Origin of the sequence: Kitasatospora sp. NPDC005748 (genome assembly GCF_040630735.1) — a bacterium.
GTDB lineage: Bacteria > Actinomycetota > Actinomycetes > Streptomycetales > Streptomycetaceae > Kitasatospora.
In genome coordinates this window covers 62,895-78,904 of record NZ_JBEXYD010000035.1, presented here as the reverse complement: position 1 = coordinate 78,904, position 16,010 = coordinate 62,895, and the positions used below count along the sequence as shown (strand labels likewise).

Annotated in this window: 13 protein-coding genes and 2 tRNA genes; 11 read left to right on the top strand and 4 right to left on the bottom strand. The window is 72.4% G+C overall.

Annotation, left to right across the window (positions count from 1 at the left end; genetic code table 11):
* On the bottom strand, positions 1 to 2,658 hold a 2,658-nt coding region (gene pepN / locus ABZ495_RS23890), incomplete at its 3' end, for an aminopeptidase N (RefSeq protein WP_359837916.1).
* A 286-nt stretch (positions 2,659 to 2,944) separates the two neighbouring features.
* Here pepN and ABZ495_RS23885 point away from each other — a divergent pair.
* Positions 2,945 to 3,511, top strand: a complete 567-nt coding sequence (locus tag ABZ495_RS23885; protein ID WP_329492099.1) for a disulfide bond formation protein DsbA — start codon at positions 2,945 to 2,947, stop codon at positions 3,509 to 3,511.
* Positions 3,512 to 3,614: 103 nt separating this feature from the next.
* Here ABZ495_RS23885 and ABZ495_RS23880 read toward each other — a convergent pair whose 3' ends face one another.
* Positions 3,615 to 5,030, bottom strand: a complete 1,416-nt coding sequence (locus ABZ495_RS23880; protein WP_359809360.1) for an amino acid permease — start codon at positions 5,028 to 5,030, stop codon at positions 3,615 to 3,617.
* Positions 5,031 to 5,323: 293 nt separating this feature from the next.
* On the opposite strand from ABZ495_RS23880, the gene ABZ495_RS23875 reads away from it, so the two are divergent.
* The 4 genes from ABZ495_RS23875 to ABZ495_RS23860 all read left to right on the top strand — a co-directional run bounded on the left by ABZ495_RS23875 (position 5,324) and on the right by ABZ495_RS23860 (position 8,792).
* Positions 5,324 to 5,938 carry a biotin transporter BioY gene (locus ABZ495_RS23875; RefSeq protein WP_329487648.1) on the top strand — a complete coding sequence of 205 codons (615 nt, stop codon included), beginning with the start codon at positions 5,324 to 5,326 and terminating at the stop codon, positions 5,936 to 5,938.
* A gap of 87 nt (positions 5,939 to 6,025) precedes the next feature.
* On the top strand, positions 6,026 to 6,511 hold the full coding sequence (locus ABZ495_RS23870; RefSeq protein WP_329487647.1) for a ribose-5-phosphate isomerase: 486 nt from the start codon (positions 6,026 to 6,028) through the stop codon (positions 6,509 to 6,511).
* Positions 6,512 to 6,825: 314 nt separating this feature from the next.
* A complete protein-coding gene (locus tag ABZ495_RS23865; protein WP_352289197.1) occupies positions 6,826 to 8,055 on the top strand; it encodes a PP2C family protein-serine/threonine phosphatase in 1,230 nt (409 codons plus the stop codon).
* Between the two features lie 542 nt (positions 8,056 to 8,597).
* Positions 8,598 to 8,792 carry a hypothetical protein gene (locus ABZ495_RS23860; RefSeq protein ID WP_329487645.1) on the top strand — a complete coding sequence of 65 codons (195 nt, stop codon included), beginning with the start codon at positions 8,598 to 8,600 and terminating at the stop codon, positions 8,790 to 8,792.
* A gap of 62 nt (positions 8,793 to 8,854) precedes the next feature.
* Here the strand turns inward: ABZ495_RS23860 and ABZ495_RS23855 are convergent, their stop codons facing one another.
* Entirely contained in the window at positions 8,855 to 9,595 is a 741-nt protein-coding gene (locus ABZ495_RS23855; protein ID WP_359811622.1) for a DUF6348 family protein, read from the bottom strand.
* 260 nt (positions 9,596 to 9,855) lie between these two features.
* Between ABZ495_RS23855 and ABZ495_RS23850 the strand changes: the two genes are divergently transcribed.
* Positions 9,856 to 10,407 carry a hypothetical protein gene (locus ABZ495_RS23850; RefSeq protein WP_329487643.1) on the top strand — a complete coding sequence of 184 codons (552 nt, stop codon included), beginning with the start codon at positions 9,856 to 9,858 and terminating at the stop codon, positions 10,405 to 10,407.
* A 112-nt stretch (positions 10,408 to 10,519) separates the two neighbouring features.
* Here ABZ495_RS23850 and ABZ495_RS23845 read toward each other — a convergent pair.
* A tRNA-Gly gene (locus tag ABZ495_RS23845) sits at positions 10,520 to 10,590 on the bottom strand.
* A gap of 143 nt (positions 10,591 to 10,733) precedes the next feature.
* On the opposite strand from ABZ495_RS23845, the gene ABZ495_RS23840 reads away from it, so the two are divergent.
* The 5 genes from ABZ495_RS23840 (at position 10,734) to ABZ495_RS23820 (ending at position 15,745) form a co-directional block, all read left to right on the top strand.
* Positions 10,734 to 10,807: transfer RNA gene (locus ABZ495_RS23840), tRNA-Pro, on the top strand.
* A gap of 163 nt (positions 10,808 to 10,970) precedes the next feature.
* Positions 10,971 to 12,440 (top strand): DHA2 family efflux MFS transporter permease subunit, encoded by a 1,470-nt coding sequence (locus tag ABZ495_RS23835; protein WP_359811625.1) that lies wholly within the window; start codon positions 10,971 to 10,973, stop codon positions 12,438 to 12,440.
* A gap of 255 nt (positions 12,441 to 12,695) precedes the next feature.
* On the top strand, positions 12,696 to 14,099 hold the full coding sequence (gene tig / locus ABZ495_RS23830; RefSeq protein WP_329487641.1) for a trigger factor: 1,404 nt from the start codon (positions 12,696 to 12,698) through the stop codon (positions 14,097 to 14,099).
* Between the two features lie 319 nt (positions 14,100 to 14,418).
* Positions 14,419 to 15,024, top strand: coding sequence for an ATP-dependent Clp protease proteolytic subunit (locus ABZ495_RS23825; protein WP_148645913.1), 606 nt, complete (start codon positions 14,419 to 14,421; stop codon positions 15,022 to 15,024).
* A 58-nt stretch (positions 15,025 to 15,082) separates the two neighbouring features.
* Positions 15,083 to 15,745, top strand: coding sequence for an ATP-dependent Clp protease proteolytic subunit (locus ABZ495_RS23820; RefSeq protein ID WP_327676905.1), 663 nt, complete (start codon positions 15,083 to 15,085; stop codon positions 15,743 to 15,745).
* Positions 15,746 to 16,010 lie beyond the last annotated feature (265 nt).

The following is a 16,010-nucleotide window of genomic DNA, read 5'->3' as shown; positions in this document are numbered from 1 at the left end:
CCGCCAGGCCGTCGAGCTCCAACTGGCCGCCGAGGACGCCGCCGGCGGGGCCGCCGCCCAGGCCCACTGGGGCCGTCGGCTCGGCGCCCTGCCGTCGCAGGCCCGCGCCCGCAGGGCCCGGGCCAGGTCGTCCCGGCGCTCCAGCACCAGCCGGCGCAGCGCCGGCGCCGCCTCCGGGTGGCCGGCCAGCCAGGCGTCCGCCTCGGCCAGCGTCTCCTCGCCGACCTGGGCGTGCGGGAAGAAGCCGCCGACGATCCGCATCGCGATCTCGATGGTCCGCTCCGACCAGATCCGCTCCAGCAGCTTGAAGTACGGCGCCGCGTAGAGCGCGGTCAGGTCGCGGTGCGCGGGCAGCGCGAAGCCGGCGATGTTGGCCTCGACCAGCGCGTTGGGCAGCTCCTCCGAGTCGATCACGGCGGACCAGGCGGCGGCCTTGGCCTCCGGGGTCGGCCGGGCGGCCAGGCACTGGGTGTACTGGCGCTTGCCGCTCGCGGTGTTGTCGGCCGCCAGCTCCCCGGCCAGCTCCTCGTCCGAGGCCTGGCCGGCCGCGGCCAGCGCCAGCCAGAGCGCCCAGCGCAGCTCCTGGTCGACGTCCAGGCCGTCGATCCGGGCGGTGCCGGCCAGCAGGCCGCGGACCAGGCCCAGGTGCTCGGAGCCGTTCGCGGTCTGCGCCAGGAAGCGCGCCCAGGCCAGCTGGTGGTCGCTGCCGGGGGCGGCGGCGCGCAGCTCGCGCAGCGCGCCGTCGGCCAGCAGCCGGCCGCCCTCGCCGCGCCAGGCCGGGTCGGCGTAGAGGTCGACGGCGCCCTTGGCCTGGAGGTGCAGCGACTGCAGCACGCCGATGTTGGCCTCCCGCCCGGCGAAGCGCAGCACCAGGGCGATGTAGTCGCGGGCCGGCATCAGGCCGTCCCGGGTCAGGTTCCACACGGCGGACCAGGCGAGCGCCCGGGCCAGGTCGTCGTCGAGGTCGCCGAGGCCGGTGCGCAGCGTCTCCAGCGACTCGGCGTCGAAGCGGATCTTGCAGTAGGTCAGGTCGTCGTCGTTCAGCAGCACCAGGGCGGGCCGGGGCCGGCCGACGGCCTCGGTGACGACGGTGCGGGCGCCGGTGACGTCCAGCTCGATCCGGTCGGTGCGCACCAGCGCGCCCTCGGCGTCCCGGTCGTAGAGGCCGACGGCGATCCGGTGCGGGCGCAGGGTGCTGCCGTTGCCGGCGTCCTGGAGGACGGCGAGCTCGGTGATCCGGCCCTCCGCGTCCACGGTGAGCTGCGGGGTCAGCGAGTTGACGCCGGCGGTCTGCAGCCAGGCGGCGGCCCAGGACTTGAGGTCGCGGCCGCTGGTCTCCTCCAGGATGTCCAGCAGGTCGGCGAGTTCGGTGTTGCCGAAGGCGTGCCGCTTGAAGTAGCGGCGGGCGCCCTCGAAGAAGGCCTCCGAACCGACGTACGCCACCAGCTGCTTGAGCACCGAGGCGCCCTTGGCGTAGGTGATGCCGTCGAAGTTGAGCTTGGCGTCCTCCAGGTCCCGGATGTCCGCGGTGATCGGGTGCGTGGTCGGGAACTGGTCCTGGCGGTAGGCCCAGGCCTTGCGCTGGTTGGCGAAGGTGATCCAGGCGGAGGAGTACCGGGTGCGGGCGCCGATCAGCGCGTAGGAGCCCATGAAGTCGGCGAAGGACTCCTTCAGCCACAGGTCGTCCCACCAGCGCATGGTGACCAGGTCGCCGAACCACATGTGCGCCATCTCGTGCAGGATGACGTTGGCCCGGCCCTCGTAGGCGGCGTCGGTGACCTTCGAGCGGAAGATGAACTCCTCGCGGAAGGTGACGCAGCCCGGGTTCTCCATCGCGCCGATGTTGTACTCGGGGACGAAGGACTGGTCGTACTTGCCGAAGGGGTACGGGTAGTCGAACTCCTCGTGGAAGAAGTCGAGTCCGAGCTTGGTGACGCCGAGGATCTCGTCGGAGTCGAAGTAGGGCGCGAGCGACTTGCGGCACAGCGCGGCGAGCGGGATCTCCAGGGCGGTGCCGTCGGCCAGCGTGCGGCTGTAGTGGTCGGTGGCCACGTGGTACGGGCCGGCGACGACGGCGGTGAGGTAGGTGGAGATCGGCTGCGTCGGCGCGAACCGCCAGGTGCGGGCGGCGCCGTCGTCGGTCACCTGCTCGTGCACGGCGTTGGACCGGACGTCCCAGGCGGCGGGCGCGGTGACGGTGAAGGAGAACGGGGCCTTCAGGTCGGGCTGCTCGAAGGTGGCGAACACCCGGCGGGCGTCGGCCGGCTCGTAGTGGGTGTAGAGGTAGGTCTCGCCGTCCACCGGGTCGGTGAAGCGGTGCAGGCCCTCGCCGGTGCGGCTGTACGCGCAGTCGGCGTCCACCACCAGGAGGTTCTCCGCGGCGAGGCCGTCGACGTGCACCCGGGCGCCGTCGAAGGCGGTGGCCGGGTCGAGCGCGCGGCCGTTCAGGGTGACCGCGCGGACGGCGCTCGCCAGCAGGTCGAGGAAGGTCGAGGCGCCCGGCTCGTCGCACCGGAAGGCGATCGTGGTGGTGGAGCGGAAGGTGGCGGCCGCCGGGTCGGGGGCCGAGGTCACGTCCAGCCGGACCTGGTAGCTGTCCACGGCCAGGATGCTGGCCCGCTGCTGGGCTTCGTCGCGGCTCAGGTTCTTGCCCGGCACGGCGGTACTCCTTTGTCCGGCTCGCACGGTGGTGCGGTCTCAACTGGTGCGGTGGGTGCTGCGCGTCGTGGTGCTGCGGGGCATCCTTTCACGCCGCCCGCGCCGGTACCATTGCACAAACCGGGGCGCCGGTACGGAATCAGCGGCGCCGCGCGGGCGTTCGGGATCGGGTGGGCCCCGTGCCGGGGACCGCCCCGCATCTCACCGAAGGACGACAGCCGTGACGACTGCCGCTGAGCGCAAGACCGCCGACTTCTGGTTCGACCCGGCCTGCCCGTGGGCCTGGATGACGTCCCGCTGGCTGATCGAGGTCCAGCAGCTGCGCCCGGTGGACGTGAACTGGCACGTGATGAGCCTGTCCGTGCTGAACGAGCACCGTGACCTCCCGCAGGACTACCGCGAGCTGCTGGACAGCGCCTGGGGTCCGGTCCGGGTCTGCATCGCCGCCGCCCAGCAGCACGGCGACGAGGTGCTCGGCCGGCTCTACACCGAGCTGGGCACCCGCTTCCACAACCAGGGCCTGCCCCGGACCCGCGAGACCGTCGAGGCGGCGCTGGTCGCGGCGGGCCTGCCGGCCGGGCTGGCGGACGCCGCCGACACGGACGCGTACGACGAGGCCCTGCGCGCCTCGCACAAGGAGGGCATCACCCTGGTCGGCGAGGACGTCGGCACCCCGGTGATCGCGGTCGAGGGCGCGGACGGCGAGCGGGTGGCCTTCTTCGGCCCGGTGGTCACCCCGGCCCCGCGCGGCGAGGCCGCCGCCCGGCTCTGGGACGGCACCCTGCTGGTCGCGTCGACCCCGGGCTTCTACGAGATCAAGCGCACCCGCACCGCGGGTCCGTCCTTCGAGTAGCGGACGGCCCGCCCGCACCGGCGGGCGCCACGCGCGAGGGCCCGGTACCGCCGAGGAGCGGTACCGGGCCCTCGCGCGCGCGGCGGGACCTGTCGGACAAGTCCTAGCGGGCCGCTGCGGCGTCCCGGCGCTGCTTGAGCAGGCCGGCCCCGATCAGCAGCGCGACGAGAACGCCGGCCGCGTACAGCTGCTGCCGGTTGCCCTCGGTGGTGGTCATCAGCGCCAGGATGCCGACCACGGCGGCCATCGCCACCCAGGTCAGGTACGGGAAGCCCCACATCCGGACGGTGAGCAGCTCGGGCGCCTCGCGCTCCAGCCGGCGGCGCATCCGCAGCTGGACGACGCAGATGAAGAACCAGACCACCAGGATGGCGACGCCGGTGGTGTTCATCAGCCAGGTGAAGACGGTGTCGGGCCAGAACTTGGAGGCCAGCACGGCGCCGAAGCCGAACAGGCAGGAGGCGACCACGGCCAGTCGCGGCACCCCGCCGCTGACCCTGGCCAGCGCCTTCGGGCCCTGGCCGCGGGAGACCAGCGAGTACGCCATCCGGGAGGAGCCGTAGATGTTGGCGTTCATCGCGGAGAGCAGGGCGATCAGCACCACGGCCTCCATGATGGTGCCGGCGCCGGGCACGCCCAGGTGCTGCAGGACGGTCACGTAGGGGCCGTTCTCGACGACCGACGGGTCCTTCCAGGAGACCAGCGTGACGACCAGGGCCATCGAGCCGATGTAGAAGATCGCGATGCGCCAGACCGCCGTGCGCACCGCGTTGGCGACGTTGCGCTTGGGGTCGTCGGACTCGGCGGCGGCGATGGTGACGGTCTCCAGGCCTCCGTAGGCGAAGACCGAGGCGAGCAGGCCGACGATCAGGCCGCTGACGCCGGTGGGCAGGAAGCCGCCCTGGCCGGTGAGGTTCGTGGCGCCGGGAGCGCCGGGGCCGAGCACCCCGGTGACGCCCAGCGTGCCGATCACCAGGAAGGCGACGATCGCGGCGACCTTGATGGTGGCGAACCAGAACTCGAACTCGCCGAAGTTCTTCACCGCGGTGAGGTTGCTGGCGCAGAAGAAGACCATGAAGAGGCCGACCCAGACCCAGGCGGAGACGCCGGGGACCCAGCCGTTGACGATCTTGCCGGCGGCGGTGGCCTCGGCCGCGACGCCGCAGCAGAGCATCACCCAGTACATCCAGCCGGCGGTGATCCCGGCCCACGGGCCGATCTCCTTCTCGGCGTGCACCGAGAACGAGCCGGAGGCCGGGCGGGCCGCCGACATCTCGCCGAGCATCCGCATGATCAGCATGACCAGCAGGCCGGAGAGGGTGAACGCCAGGATGATGGCGGGTCCGGCCGCCGCGATGCCCGCCCCGGAACCGACGAAGAGGCCGGCGCCGATGACGCCGCCGAGCGCGATCATCGAGAGGTGGCGCTGCTTCAGACCGTGCGAGAGCTGCTGCCCGCCGGCCGGTGCTTCGGCGGTGGAGGTCGTCCCGGGCGCCGTGGGCGCGGAGGTACGGGCCATGAGGTGGGAATCCAGACTGTTCGGAATGCGGTGCGAATTGCCCAATATCCGGGGGCACCGCTGTCCATGCCAAGAATGACGCGCCCGGGCTCACGATACGGACCGGATCGTGACGGTATTCGGCCGGATCGCTCACGGTCCGTGGCCGCGAGGGGGACGGATCCGACAATCACGGCCGCCGGGGCTTTGTCCGGTTCCCTGACGGTGCCGGCGGCGATCACCACGTAGGTTCACAGGTGTTCACTCACCTGATCATCCGATCGCCGACCGTCCCCGTGCGGAGGAAACCCCCGATGGCCACTGCCACCACCCCGACTGCCACCACGTCGATACTGAGCCGCGGCGTCCTCGCCGACCTGCTGCCCGCCGCGTCCGGCCGGTTCGGCGCCCAGGCCCGCGACCTCGTCCTGGTGACCGGCGGCGCCGCCCTCACCGGTCTGGCCGCCCAGTTCTCGGTGACCGTCCACGGCTCCCCGGTGCCGGTCACCGGCCAGACCTTCGCCGCGCTGCTGGTCGGCACCGCGCTCGGCGCCCGCCGCGGGATCGCCTCGCTCGGCCTCTACCTGCTGGCCGGCATGGCGGGCCTGCCCTGGTTCGCCGAGGGCGCCTCCGGCTGGTCGATCCCCACCCTCGGCTACATGATCGGCTTCGTCCTGGCCGCCGCCCTCACCGGCGCGCTGGCCCGCCGGGGCGCCGACCGCACCCCGCTGAACACCGCCGCCACGATGGCGCTCGGCACCCTCGCCATCTACGCCGTCGGCGTGCCGTACCTCGCCTTCTCGCTGGGTGTCCCGCTGTCCCGCGCCGCCGAGCTCGGCCTCTACCCGTACCTGGTCGGCGACGCGCTGAAGGCCGTCCTCGCGGCCGGCGTCCTGCCGCTCGCCTGGAAGCTGCTCGGCAGGCGCTGACCGGTCACCTCCCCGGCCGGGCGCCCCGCGGGCCCGCTCGGCCGCCCCCTGCGCGGCCCGGGTGCACGCACGTGCCACACTCATGGCATGCGCGTGTACCTGGGCTCGGACCATGCCGGATACGAACTGAAGAACCACCTCGTGGAGTGGCTCAAGGAGGCCGGCCACGAGCCGGTCGACTGCGGGCCGCACATCTACGACGCGGCCGACGACTACCCCCCGTTCTGCCTGCGCGCCGCCGAGCGCACCGCGGCGGACCCGGAGGCGCTGGGCGTCGTGATCGGCGGTTCGGGCAACGGCGAGGCGATCGCCGCCAACAAGGTCAAGGGCGTCCGCGCGGCGCTGGCCTGGAGCGAGCAGACCGCCTCGCTCGGCCGCGAGCACAACAACGCCAACGTGATCTCCGTCGGCGGCCGGATGCACACCCAGGAGGAGGCGACCCGCTTCGTCGAGGTCTTCCTCAACACCCCGTACAGCGGCGACGCCCGGCACACCCGCCGGATCACGATGCTGAGCGAGTACGAGGTCACCGGCGAGCTCCCGCCGATCCCGGCCCACCACCCGCAGGGCTGATCCACCCCGTCGACCACCTCCGCCGGCCGGCCGCGCTCCCCAGCGCGGCCGGCCGGCGCGTCCGCGGGCCCGCGCGCCGTCCTGTGTGATCGGCCACAGCGCCCGCCCCGCCCGTCCGGCGCGCCGACGGCGCCGCGCCCGGCACGCGGGTGCGGCCCGCACGGTTCGTCCGCCCAACCGGCGTACGCCTCCTGACGCAGCGGCCGACGCCCGCCGCGATCGGCCGAAACCCACTGACGCGCCCGCGCCACGGCGGCGCCGCCCGCGCCCGGGCCGTCGACGCCGACCCGTACCGGTGGATATGGTCGGTCCCCATGGCTGGCAGACCGCCGGGCGAAACGCCCCAGACGACTGCGACGAGGCCCGGCGCCGCCACGGCGCCCGACCCCGTGACGGCCCGGTTGCGCAAGAAGCTCCGCCGGGTCCGCCGAAGGCTGCGCACCGCCGGTGTCGACTACTTCCGCGGCGGCGCCGCCGACTGGCCGGTGCTCTGCGTGCTGGCCCTGCTCGTCCCGCTGCTGATCCTGCTCAACATCTGGATCCCCGCCTGGGTCCCGCCCACCTCACTGGTCCTGCCGATCCTGGCCGCCGCCCTGCTGCTGCGCCCCGGCAGCCTGGTGGTGCTCTACGCGCTGGCCGCGCTCGGCCTCTCCGCCGAGTCCGTGATCCACACCGGCCAGCGGGTCGCCAGCGCCGATCCGGACGCCTACACCTACGGCGTCACCCCCGGCGCCGCCCTGGTGGTCGGCGCGGCCGGGGTCGGCGGCCTGCTGCTGGCCCAGTTCCGCAGCCGGGTCGGCGTCCCCTGGTGGGGCGGTTCCACGATGCTCTTCGACCTGCGCGAGCGGCTGCGGGTGCAGAGCCGCGTCCCGGAGCTGCCGGACGGCTGGCACGCCGACATGGCGCTGCGCCCGGCCGGCGGGCAGTCCTTCTCCGGGGACTTCGTGGTCGCCGCCCGGACCGGCCCCGCCCAGCGGGTGCTGGAGGTGGTCCTGGCGGACGTCTCGGGCAAGGGCATGGACGCCGGTTCGCGGGCCCTGCTGCTCTCCGGCGCATTCGGCGGCCTGGTCGGCTCGCTGCCCGCGCACGACTTCCTGCCCGCCGCCAACGGCTACCTGCTCCGCCAGTCCTGGGAGGAGGGCTTCGCCACCGCCGTCCACCTGGTCCTCGACCTGGACACGGGGGAGTACGAGCTCCTGTCGGCGGGCCACCTGCCCGGGATGCAGCGGCTCGCGGGCGCCGGGCGCTGGGAGATCAAGGAGACCACCGAGGGTCCGCTGCTCGGCATCTACGACGGTGCCAAGTTCGAGGGCGTGCGGGGCCGGCTCAACCGCGGCGACGTCCTGATGCTCTGCACCGACGGCATGGTCGAAGCGCCCGGCCGGGACCTCTCGGACGGGATGGACCGGCTGATGGGCGAGGCCGACCGGCTGGTCCCCGGCGGCGGTCCGGGCGCCGGCGCGGGCGCCGCCGCCCGGCTGATCGAGACGGTCGCCCGGGACATCAACGACGACCGCGCCGTCCTGTTGCTCTGGCGCGACTGACCGCGCGCGTCCCCGCCGGCCCGGCCCGGGAGGCCCTGACCGGGCCGGTTCCCCCCGACGGGCGGGCGGGCGGTTCCCGGGCACATGCCGCGGGCAGCTGCTGTCAAGCCTGGGAGCTGATCTTCGGCCATTTCCGACCCGCCGTCACCGGAGCGGACCAGCCCGTTCCGGTCCGGCCCGCCGGCCGTTTCCCGGCCGCTCAGCGGCGCCCCACCGACGATTCGTCAGAACGGCTCCGCTATCGTCTCGGTCGGCGGAAACTCGTCTCGCATCGCAGGATATCGGCGTTCGGCTGACAGTCAGACCTTTACGCAATCGGCACGGTCGACCACACTGAGTCCGGGCGGGACTGGTCAGGATTCGGGGGATGGGGGCGCCACATGCGGCACGACGGACACCGTCCGGCCGTACCGGACTCTCCTTCCGGCCGCGACACGTCGGACGAACTGCCGTTCCGCCTCGGGACCGTCGGACAGGCCGGGGTCCGGCTTCGCAGGGGTCAGCCGATGGCGCCCCGCTATGAAACGAGGAAGTGAGTCCGGGTGGCACTCTCCGTCTCCGCACTGGTCCTGTTCGGCGTCATCTGCTTCATCTTCATCCGCAACAAGCAACTGAAGGTCGGGCACGCCATCCTGGCCGCCCTGTTCGGCTTCATGCTCAACCAGAGCACGGCCGCCAAGCCGATCCAGGACTTCCTGAGCCAGATCGCCAAGAGCATCTCCAACATCGCCAGCTGACCCCCGGCCCCGGTCGGGGCCCCGAGAGCGGGTTCAGTGGGGGAGGAGGCCGGCCGTCCGGGTCACCGGTCGGCCCGTCTGGCCTGCCGCCAGCGGGCGAACAGCCCGCGGGCCCGGGCCGCCGCCAGGGCCCGCGGCCGAACCGTGACGGGCGCCGCCACGCCCGTCGGGGCGGTCGTCACCACCGCCGTGTCCGGGGCCGTCAGCAGCACGAACAGCCGTGCCCAGCAAAGCCGTTCGCCGCGCGGCCAGTCCAGCGCGCGCAGCGCCGCCGACGCGGCCTCCGACACCTCGCCGTTGACCCGGACCTCGGCGACGTCGTCCCCCGACTTGCCGCCGAGGAAGAGCTTCACCCCGTTCAACTGCCGCCCGGCCAGGTCCGGCAGCAGCGCGGGCGCCAGGGCGGGCAGCACCCGGTGCTCCGCCAGCCAGCCGGCCAGCCGTTCGTTGCCGAAGCCGAACACCGCCGCCGGCCCCTGTACGGCGTGCCAGCCGGGCAGTTCCGCGTGATCGGCGTGGTCGGCGTACTCGCCGCGGCGTTCCCGCAGTTCGACCAGCGCCGCCGCGGTGGTGGTCGCCCACATCCGCACCGCGTTGTCGAGCTTCTCCTCCTCGGTCTTGCCGAGGCCGGCCGAGCAGTCCCAGACCACCGGCGCGTCCGCCCGGCCCAGCCGCAGCACGAAGCCCAGGTCGACGTGGCCGGCGCCGTCGATGCCGGGGTGCTCCCGGACGGCCACCGCGGTGGTGCCAGGACCGCGCACCACCTCGCCGTCGACGGTGAATTCCTGCCCGAAGCGTGCCATTTCCCGGACCACAGAGCGCTGTATGACGGCCAGTCGGTCCTGGGGACGCACCGGACACTCCTCCACCCTCGGGTTCGCAGCGTTCTCGAACTGCTCTCGAACTACTTTCGAACGCCGCCGAGGCTATCGGCCCGGAGCCCTGCCGGGAAACCGAAGCGGACCGCCGCCCGTCGGCGTGAGCCCGGCTCTCCGGTCGCAGAAATGTCCCCTATGCACCATTTTGGGTAGCGGCAACCGTAGGCCACCGCCTGGAGAACCGCATGCCCCGCACCGACCTGACGCCCGCTCCGCCGCTGCTCACCCCGGACGGCACCGGCCTGGTCGCCGAGATCGAGGCGTACCTCGCCACGCTGCCCGCTCCGGCGCGCACTCCGGCGCCCTACCTCCGGCCGCCGTACGTCTGCCCGCTCGGCTCGACCGTGCAGCCGTGGCACGCCGGCCACCCCTCGCCCCGGGCCACGCTGCTGGACCGCGCGCTGCGCCGGCCGCCCCGTCCGGTGCCGGTGAGCGCCGCCGAGCACCTGCGGCTGGCCTCCCGCTACATCGGCGCGGCCGGCTGGCTGCAGGGCGCGATGTGGGACGGCGCCGGCCGGGTCTGCCTGCTCGGCGCCCAGGCCGCCGTCCTCGCCCACGGCTACGGGACCCCGGACACCGTCCGCACCGCCCGGACGCAGCTGATGGAGGTGCTGCACGCCACCGGCCGGCCCGCGGCCTCCCCGGACGAGTACAACGACCGGCCCACCACCCGGCAGGCCGATGTCCACCAGCTGCTCGACCGGGCGGCGGCCCGCGCCGGACGGCTCGGCCTCTGACGGACCGCCGGGCGGCCCCGGTGCCGACGGGCGGCGCCGGGTGCTGACGGGAGGGCGGGAAACGCGACGGCCCCGGAACGACGGTGACGTCGTTCCGGGGCCGGGCGGTCGGAGCGGGTGACGAGAATCGAACTCGCGTGACTAGTTTGGAAGACTAGGGCTCTACCATTGAGCTACACCCGCGCGATCCTCCGGCCGTCGCCGGACGGAAGGTCGGGAACAGCGTACCTGGTCCGGTCGCCCGAGCGCACACCACATTCGTTCCGGGGCCCCGGATATGTCGCCGACCGGGCGGGGCCCGGCGTGTACGCTTCCTCTCGGCACCACGGGGTGTGGCGCAGTTTGGTAGCGCGTCCGCTTTGGGAGCGGAAGGCCGTCGGTTCGAATCCGGTCACCCCGACAGTGCGGCAGGGTCTCGTCCTCGGCGGGGCCCTGTTGGCGTCTCCGGGGGTCCCGAGAGGTCCGGTCGCCGGCCCGTGGGCCCGGAAGATCGAGCCTGTTGTCCTTTTCGGCCCGGTCCGGCATGGTGAATGGTTGACCTTTCACCAAATGCTGGAGCCCGGATGAGCCCGATGAGGATGAACCCCAAGATCGCGGTCGGAGTCGTCTTCGTCGCCTCGCTCTTCATGTCGATCATGGACACCACGATCGTCAACGTCGCCCTGCCGGCGATCGGCCGGGAGTTCGGCACCGATCCGGCCGGGGTCGGCGTGATCAACGTCGGCTACCTGGTCAGCCTGGCCGTCTTCGTCCCGCTCTCCGGCTGGCTGGGGGACCGCTTCGGCACCCGGCGGGTCTTCCTCGCCTCGCTCGCCCTGTTCACCGTCGCCTCGCTGCTCTGCGGCGCGGCCGGCTCGATGACCTCGCTCACCCTCTACCGGATCCTCCAGGGCGCGGCCGGCGGCCTGCTCACGCCGGTCGGGATGACCATGCTCTTCCGGGCCTTCCCGCAGGAGGAGCGGATGCGGGCGACCCGCATCCTGATGCTGCCCACCGCCGTCGCGCCGGCCGCCGGGCCGGTGCTCGGCGGCTGGCTGGTGGACGGCTGGTCCTGGCACTGGGTCTTCATCGTCAACGTGCCGGTCGGCCTCGCCGCCCTGGTCTTCGGGCTGCTCGCGCTGCCGGACTACCGCGCCGAGCGGGCCGGGCGCTTCGACGCGGCCGGCTTCCTGCTCTCCGCCGTCGGCTTCGGCGCCGCGATGTACGCGCTCTCCGAGGGCGCGTCGCAGGGCTGGGGGAGCGCGCGGATCGTGGCCTCCGCGCTCGTCGGCGGCTGCGCGCTGGCGGCCCTGGTCGTGGTCGAGCTGCGCCTGCCCGAGCCGATGCTCGACCTGCGGCTCTTCCGGGACCGCATCTTCCGCACCACCAACCTGCTCTCGCTCTTCTCCGGCGCCGCCTTCCTCGGCATGCTCTACCTCTTCCCGCTGCTGATGCAGGACGCGCTCGGCATGGACGCCCTGCACAGCGGTCTGATGGTCTTCCCCGAGGCGCTCGGGGTGATGCTCGCCTCCCAGATCGCGAGCCGCCTGTACCCGAGGATCGGCCCGCGCCGGATCCTGGCCACCGGCTCCGCCGTGGTGGCCTGCTGCCTGGCCCTGATGGCCACGATCGGGCCGGACAGCAACCTCTGGGCGGTCCGCGCGCTGATGTTCGTCACCGGGTACGCGATGTCGCACGTCTTCATGCCCTCGCAGACCGCCGCCTTCGCCACGATCAGCGCCCGCGACACCGGCGCCGCCTCCACCCTCTACAACGCGCAGCGCCAGCTCGGCTCCGCGCTCGGGGTCGCGGTGCTCGGCACCGTGCTGACGGCCGTGGGGGCCGTCACCGTGAACGCCTCGGGTACGCCCGTGGCGAACCTCGCCGCCTACCGGGCGGCCTTCCTCACCGCCGCCGGCCTGGCGCTGGCGGCGGCCGCGATCTCCTTGCTGGTACGGGATTCCGACGCCGCCGCCACCATGCGCGCGGTACCGGCCGGGGGTACCGGCGAGGGGGCGGCCGAATCCGTCGCGGAGCCCGTCGGGAAGGGCTGAGCGACCCCCGGCGGCGACGTCCTGGCGTCCGCCTTTCGTGGTACCGGTAGGATGGGGCGCTGGCGGTAGTCCCTGTGGCGTCAACCCAGGTCAACCGCACGAGGGCGAGGAGTCACGCTCACCGTCCACCCCCCACGGGAGATGCAGCTCCAACCGCCCATCGCCCGTCTCGCCCGACCCGCCCGCACCGGCCCAGGCCGGCGTCGATGGGGAGGGCGGAGGCAACCTGACCGCAAGCCCATAGGAGACCAAACCGTGAAGAGCGCCGTCGAGACTCTGAACCCGACCCGGGTTCGACTCACCGTCGAGGTGCCCTTCGAGGAGCTCAAGCCCAGCCTCGACGCGGCGTACAAGAAGATCAACCAGCAGGTCTCGGTCCCGGGCTTCCGCAAGGGCAAGATCCCGAACCGTGTCATCGACCAGCGTTTCGGTCGTGGCGCCGTGCTGGAGGAGGCCGTCAACGACGCCCTCCCGCGCTTCTACACGCAGGCCGTCGACGAGGGCAAGATCGAGGTCCTCGGCCAGCCCGACATCACCAACATCGAGGGTGTCGAGACGATCGCCGACGGCGGTGACCTGAAGTTCACCGCCGAGGTCGACATTCGTCCCGAGATCACCCTTCCGGACTTCTCGACCATCGAGGTCACCGTCGACCCGATCGTGGTCACCGACGAGGACGTCGACAAGTCGCTGGAGCAGCTGCGCGAGCGCTTCTCCTCGGTCAAGGACGTCGAGCGCGCCGCGGCCGCCGGCGACATCGTGGTCGTCGACCTTGAGGCCAAGGTCGACGGCGAGGTGCCGGAGGACGGCATCGCCAAGGCCGTCAGCTACGAGATCGGCTCCGGCCGTCTGATCGACGGCATCGACGACGCCGTCGTCGGCCTGGAGGCCGGTGGCACCGCCACCTTCTCCACCGAGCTCAAGGGCGGCACCCAGGCGGGCAAGACCTCCGAGGTCACCGTCACCGTCACCGCCGTCCAGGAGAAGGAGCTCCCCGAGCTGGACGACGAGTTCGCCCAGCTGGCCAGCGAGTTCGACTCGCTGGAGGAGCTGCGCGGCGACTCCCGCAAGCGCCTGGAGCGCATGAAGGAGTACGACCAGGCCACCCAGGCCCAGGAGAAGGTGCTCGACGCGCTGCTGGCGCTGGTCGAGATCGAGTTCCCGGAGAAGCTCCTCAAGGACGAGATCGAGACCCGCAAGCACAACCTGGAGCACCACCAGCTGGAGCCGATGGGCCTCAACCTCGCGACCTACCTGGAGACCCAGGGCAAGACCGAGGAGGAGTTCCTCGCGGAGACCGAGGAGCAGGCGAAGAAGGGCATCAAGACCCAGTTCGTCCTGGACCAGATCGTCGCCGACGAGGAGCTGGGCGTCGACCAGCAGGAGCTCACCGAGCACCTCATCCGCCGCGCCGCCGGCTCGGGCCTGACCCCGGACCAGTTCGCGCAGCAGGTCGTCCAGGGTGGCCAGGTGCCGCTGCTGGTCGGCGAGGTCGCCCGCGGCAAGGCGCTGGCCACCGTGGTCGAGGCCGCCAAGGTCGTCGACACCGAGGGCAACGAGATCAACTTCGACGACGACGAGACCGACGAGTCGGCCGAGACCGTCGCCGCCGAGGCGCCGGCCGCCGAGGCCGACGCCGAGGAGAAGACCGAGGCCTGACCGCCCCGGTCCGACTGACGCAGTAGCGGGCCCGGACGCCGTACGCGGCGTCCGGGCCCGTCGCGTTCCCCGGCCGACCGCGTTCCCCGCCGGTCGCGGCGGCCGGCCGCCCCGGCCGCGCCGTGAACCCTGCGCTCACAGCGAACAGTTCGGCGTGAGGGATTCTGCGGCCCGGCCTGCGCGTTAGGGTCCTTGGACAGCAACAATCACACCGTGATACCCGGAAGCTGTGCGACACCGTGAGGGCCGTGGCACGGCCCTCCAAATCGACTGAGCAGGTGGCTAAGTGACGTTCCCGCAGATGCAGATGCCTGGCCCGATGGCGCCGCACGCCGCCTCTGGTGACGTGCTCGGCGGCCTGGGCGACCAGGTCTACAACCGGCTGCTCAACGAGCGGATCATCTTCCTCGGCCAGCAGGTCGACGACGACATCGCCAACAAGATCACCGCCCAGCTGCTCCTGCTGGCCGCGGACCCGGACAAGGACATCTTCCTCTACATCAACTCCCCGGGCGGCTCGATCTCGGCCGGCATGGCGATCTACGACACCATGCAGTACATCAAGAACGACGTCGTCACCATCGCGATGGGCATGGCCGCCTCGATGGGCCAGTTCCTGCTGACCGCCGGCGCCAAGGGCAAGCGCTTCTCGCTGCCGAACGCCAACATCCTGATGCACCAGCCGTCCGCCGGTCTCGGCGGCTCGGCCACGGACATCCGCATCCAGGCGGAGCAGCTGCTCCGCACCAAGAAGCGGATGTCCGAGCTGATCGCCTTCCACAGCGGCCAGTCCTTCGAGCAGATCACCGCGGACTCCGACCGCGACCGCTGGTTCACGCCCGAGGAGGCCCTGGAGTACGGCCTGATCGACGCGATCATGCACAGCGCCGCGGATGTCCCCGGCGGCGGCGGCACGGGCGCCTGAGCCTCGGCCCGGCTCCCACGAGACCACAGCCACAACGCTCCGGAGGACTAGAACCCCCATGAACATCCCCAGCCTGTCCAGCGCCAAGGCACGCGTCGAGGACATGCGCGCCGAGGGCCGCTACATCGTCCCGCGCTTCGTCGAGCGCACCTCGCAGGGCATCCGTGAGTACGACCCGTACGCCAAGCTGTTCGAGGAGCGCATCATCTTCCTCGGCTCGCAGGTCGACGACGTCTCCGCGAACGACATCATGGCTCAGCTGCTCTGCCTGGAGTCGATGGACCCGGACCGCGAGATCCAGATGTACATCAACTCGCCCGGTGGCTCGTTCACGGCGCTGACGGCCATCTACGACACCATGCAGTACGTGAAGCCGGACATCACCACCGTCTGCATGGGCCAGGCCGCCTCCGCCGCCGCCGTGCTGCTCGCGGCCGGCACCCCCGGCAAGCGGATGGCGCTGCCGAACGCCCGCATCCTGATCCACCAGCCGTACACCGAGACCGGCCGCGGCCAGGTCTCGGACCTGGAGATCCAGGCCCGCGAGATCTTCCGGATGCGCGAGCAGCTGGAGGAGATGCTCTCCAAGCACTCCAACAAGTCGGTGGAGCAGGTCCGCGACGACATCGAGCGCGACAAGATCCTCACGGCCGAGGAGGCCGTCGAGTACGGTCTTGTCGACCTCGTCATCTCCACCCGCAAGGCGTCGCTGACCTCCTGAGGCCGGCACTTTCCCGCCCTGCCCCCGTCGGGGCGGGGCGAAGCTCCCGGGCGGGGCGCGCAAGGAGTCGCGCGCCCCGCCCCCGGCGCATCGGCGGCGCGGCCGCCGGCATCTGTTCGGTATCAATTCGCCCAGGGCGTAGGGCAGACCTGGCGAAGAGGACGGAATCAGGGGCCCGGCAGAGTACCGTCGGATAGCGAGACCGGGCGCCGTCGGCGTGTACGGTCCACAGCACCAGGCCCCGGAACCCCCGCGGGGCCCCTGG

Coding starts and splice junctions, on each gene's coding strand:
- ABZ495_RS23885 (WP_329492099.1), top strand. CDS start 2,945: ATGACGTCCCGCTGGCTGATCGAGGTCCAGCAGCTGCGCCCGGTGGAC.
- ABZ495_RS23880 (WP_359809360.1), bottom strand. CDS start 5,030: ATGGCCCGTACCTCCGCGCCCACGGCGCCCGGGACGACCTCCACCGCC.
- ABZ495_RS23875 (WP_329487648.1), top strand. CDS start 5,324: ATGGCCACTGCCACCACCCCGACTGCCACCACGTCGATACTGAGCCGC.
- ABZ495_RS23870 (WP_329487647.1), top strand. CDS start 6,026: ATGCGCGTGTACCTGGGCTCGGACCATGCCGGATACGAACTGAAGAAC.
- ABZ495_RS23865 (WP_352289197.1), top strand. CDS start 6,826: ATGGCTGGCAGACCGCCGGGCGAAACGCCCCAGACGACTGCGACGAGG.
- ABZ495_RS23855 (WP_359811622.1), bottom strand. CDS start 9,595: ATGGCACGCTTCGGGCAGGAATTCACCGTCGACGGCGAGGTGGTGCGC.
- ABZ495_RS23850 (WP_329487643.1), top strand. CDS start 9,856: ATGCCCCGCACCGACCTGACGCCCGCTCCGCCGCTGCTCACCCCGGAC.
- ABZ495_RS23835 (WP_359811625.1), top strand. CDS start 10,971: ATGAGCCCGATGAGGATGAACCCCAAGATCGCGGTCGGAGTCGTCTTC.
- ABZ495_RS23825 (WP_148645913.1), top strand. CDS start 14,419: ATGGCGCCGCACGCCGCCTCTGGTGACGTGCTCGGCGGCCTGGGCGAC.
- ABZ495_RS23820 (WP_327676905.1), top strand. CDS start 15,083: ATGAACATCCCCAGCCTGTCCAGCGCCAAGGCACGCGTCGAGGACATG.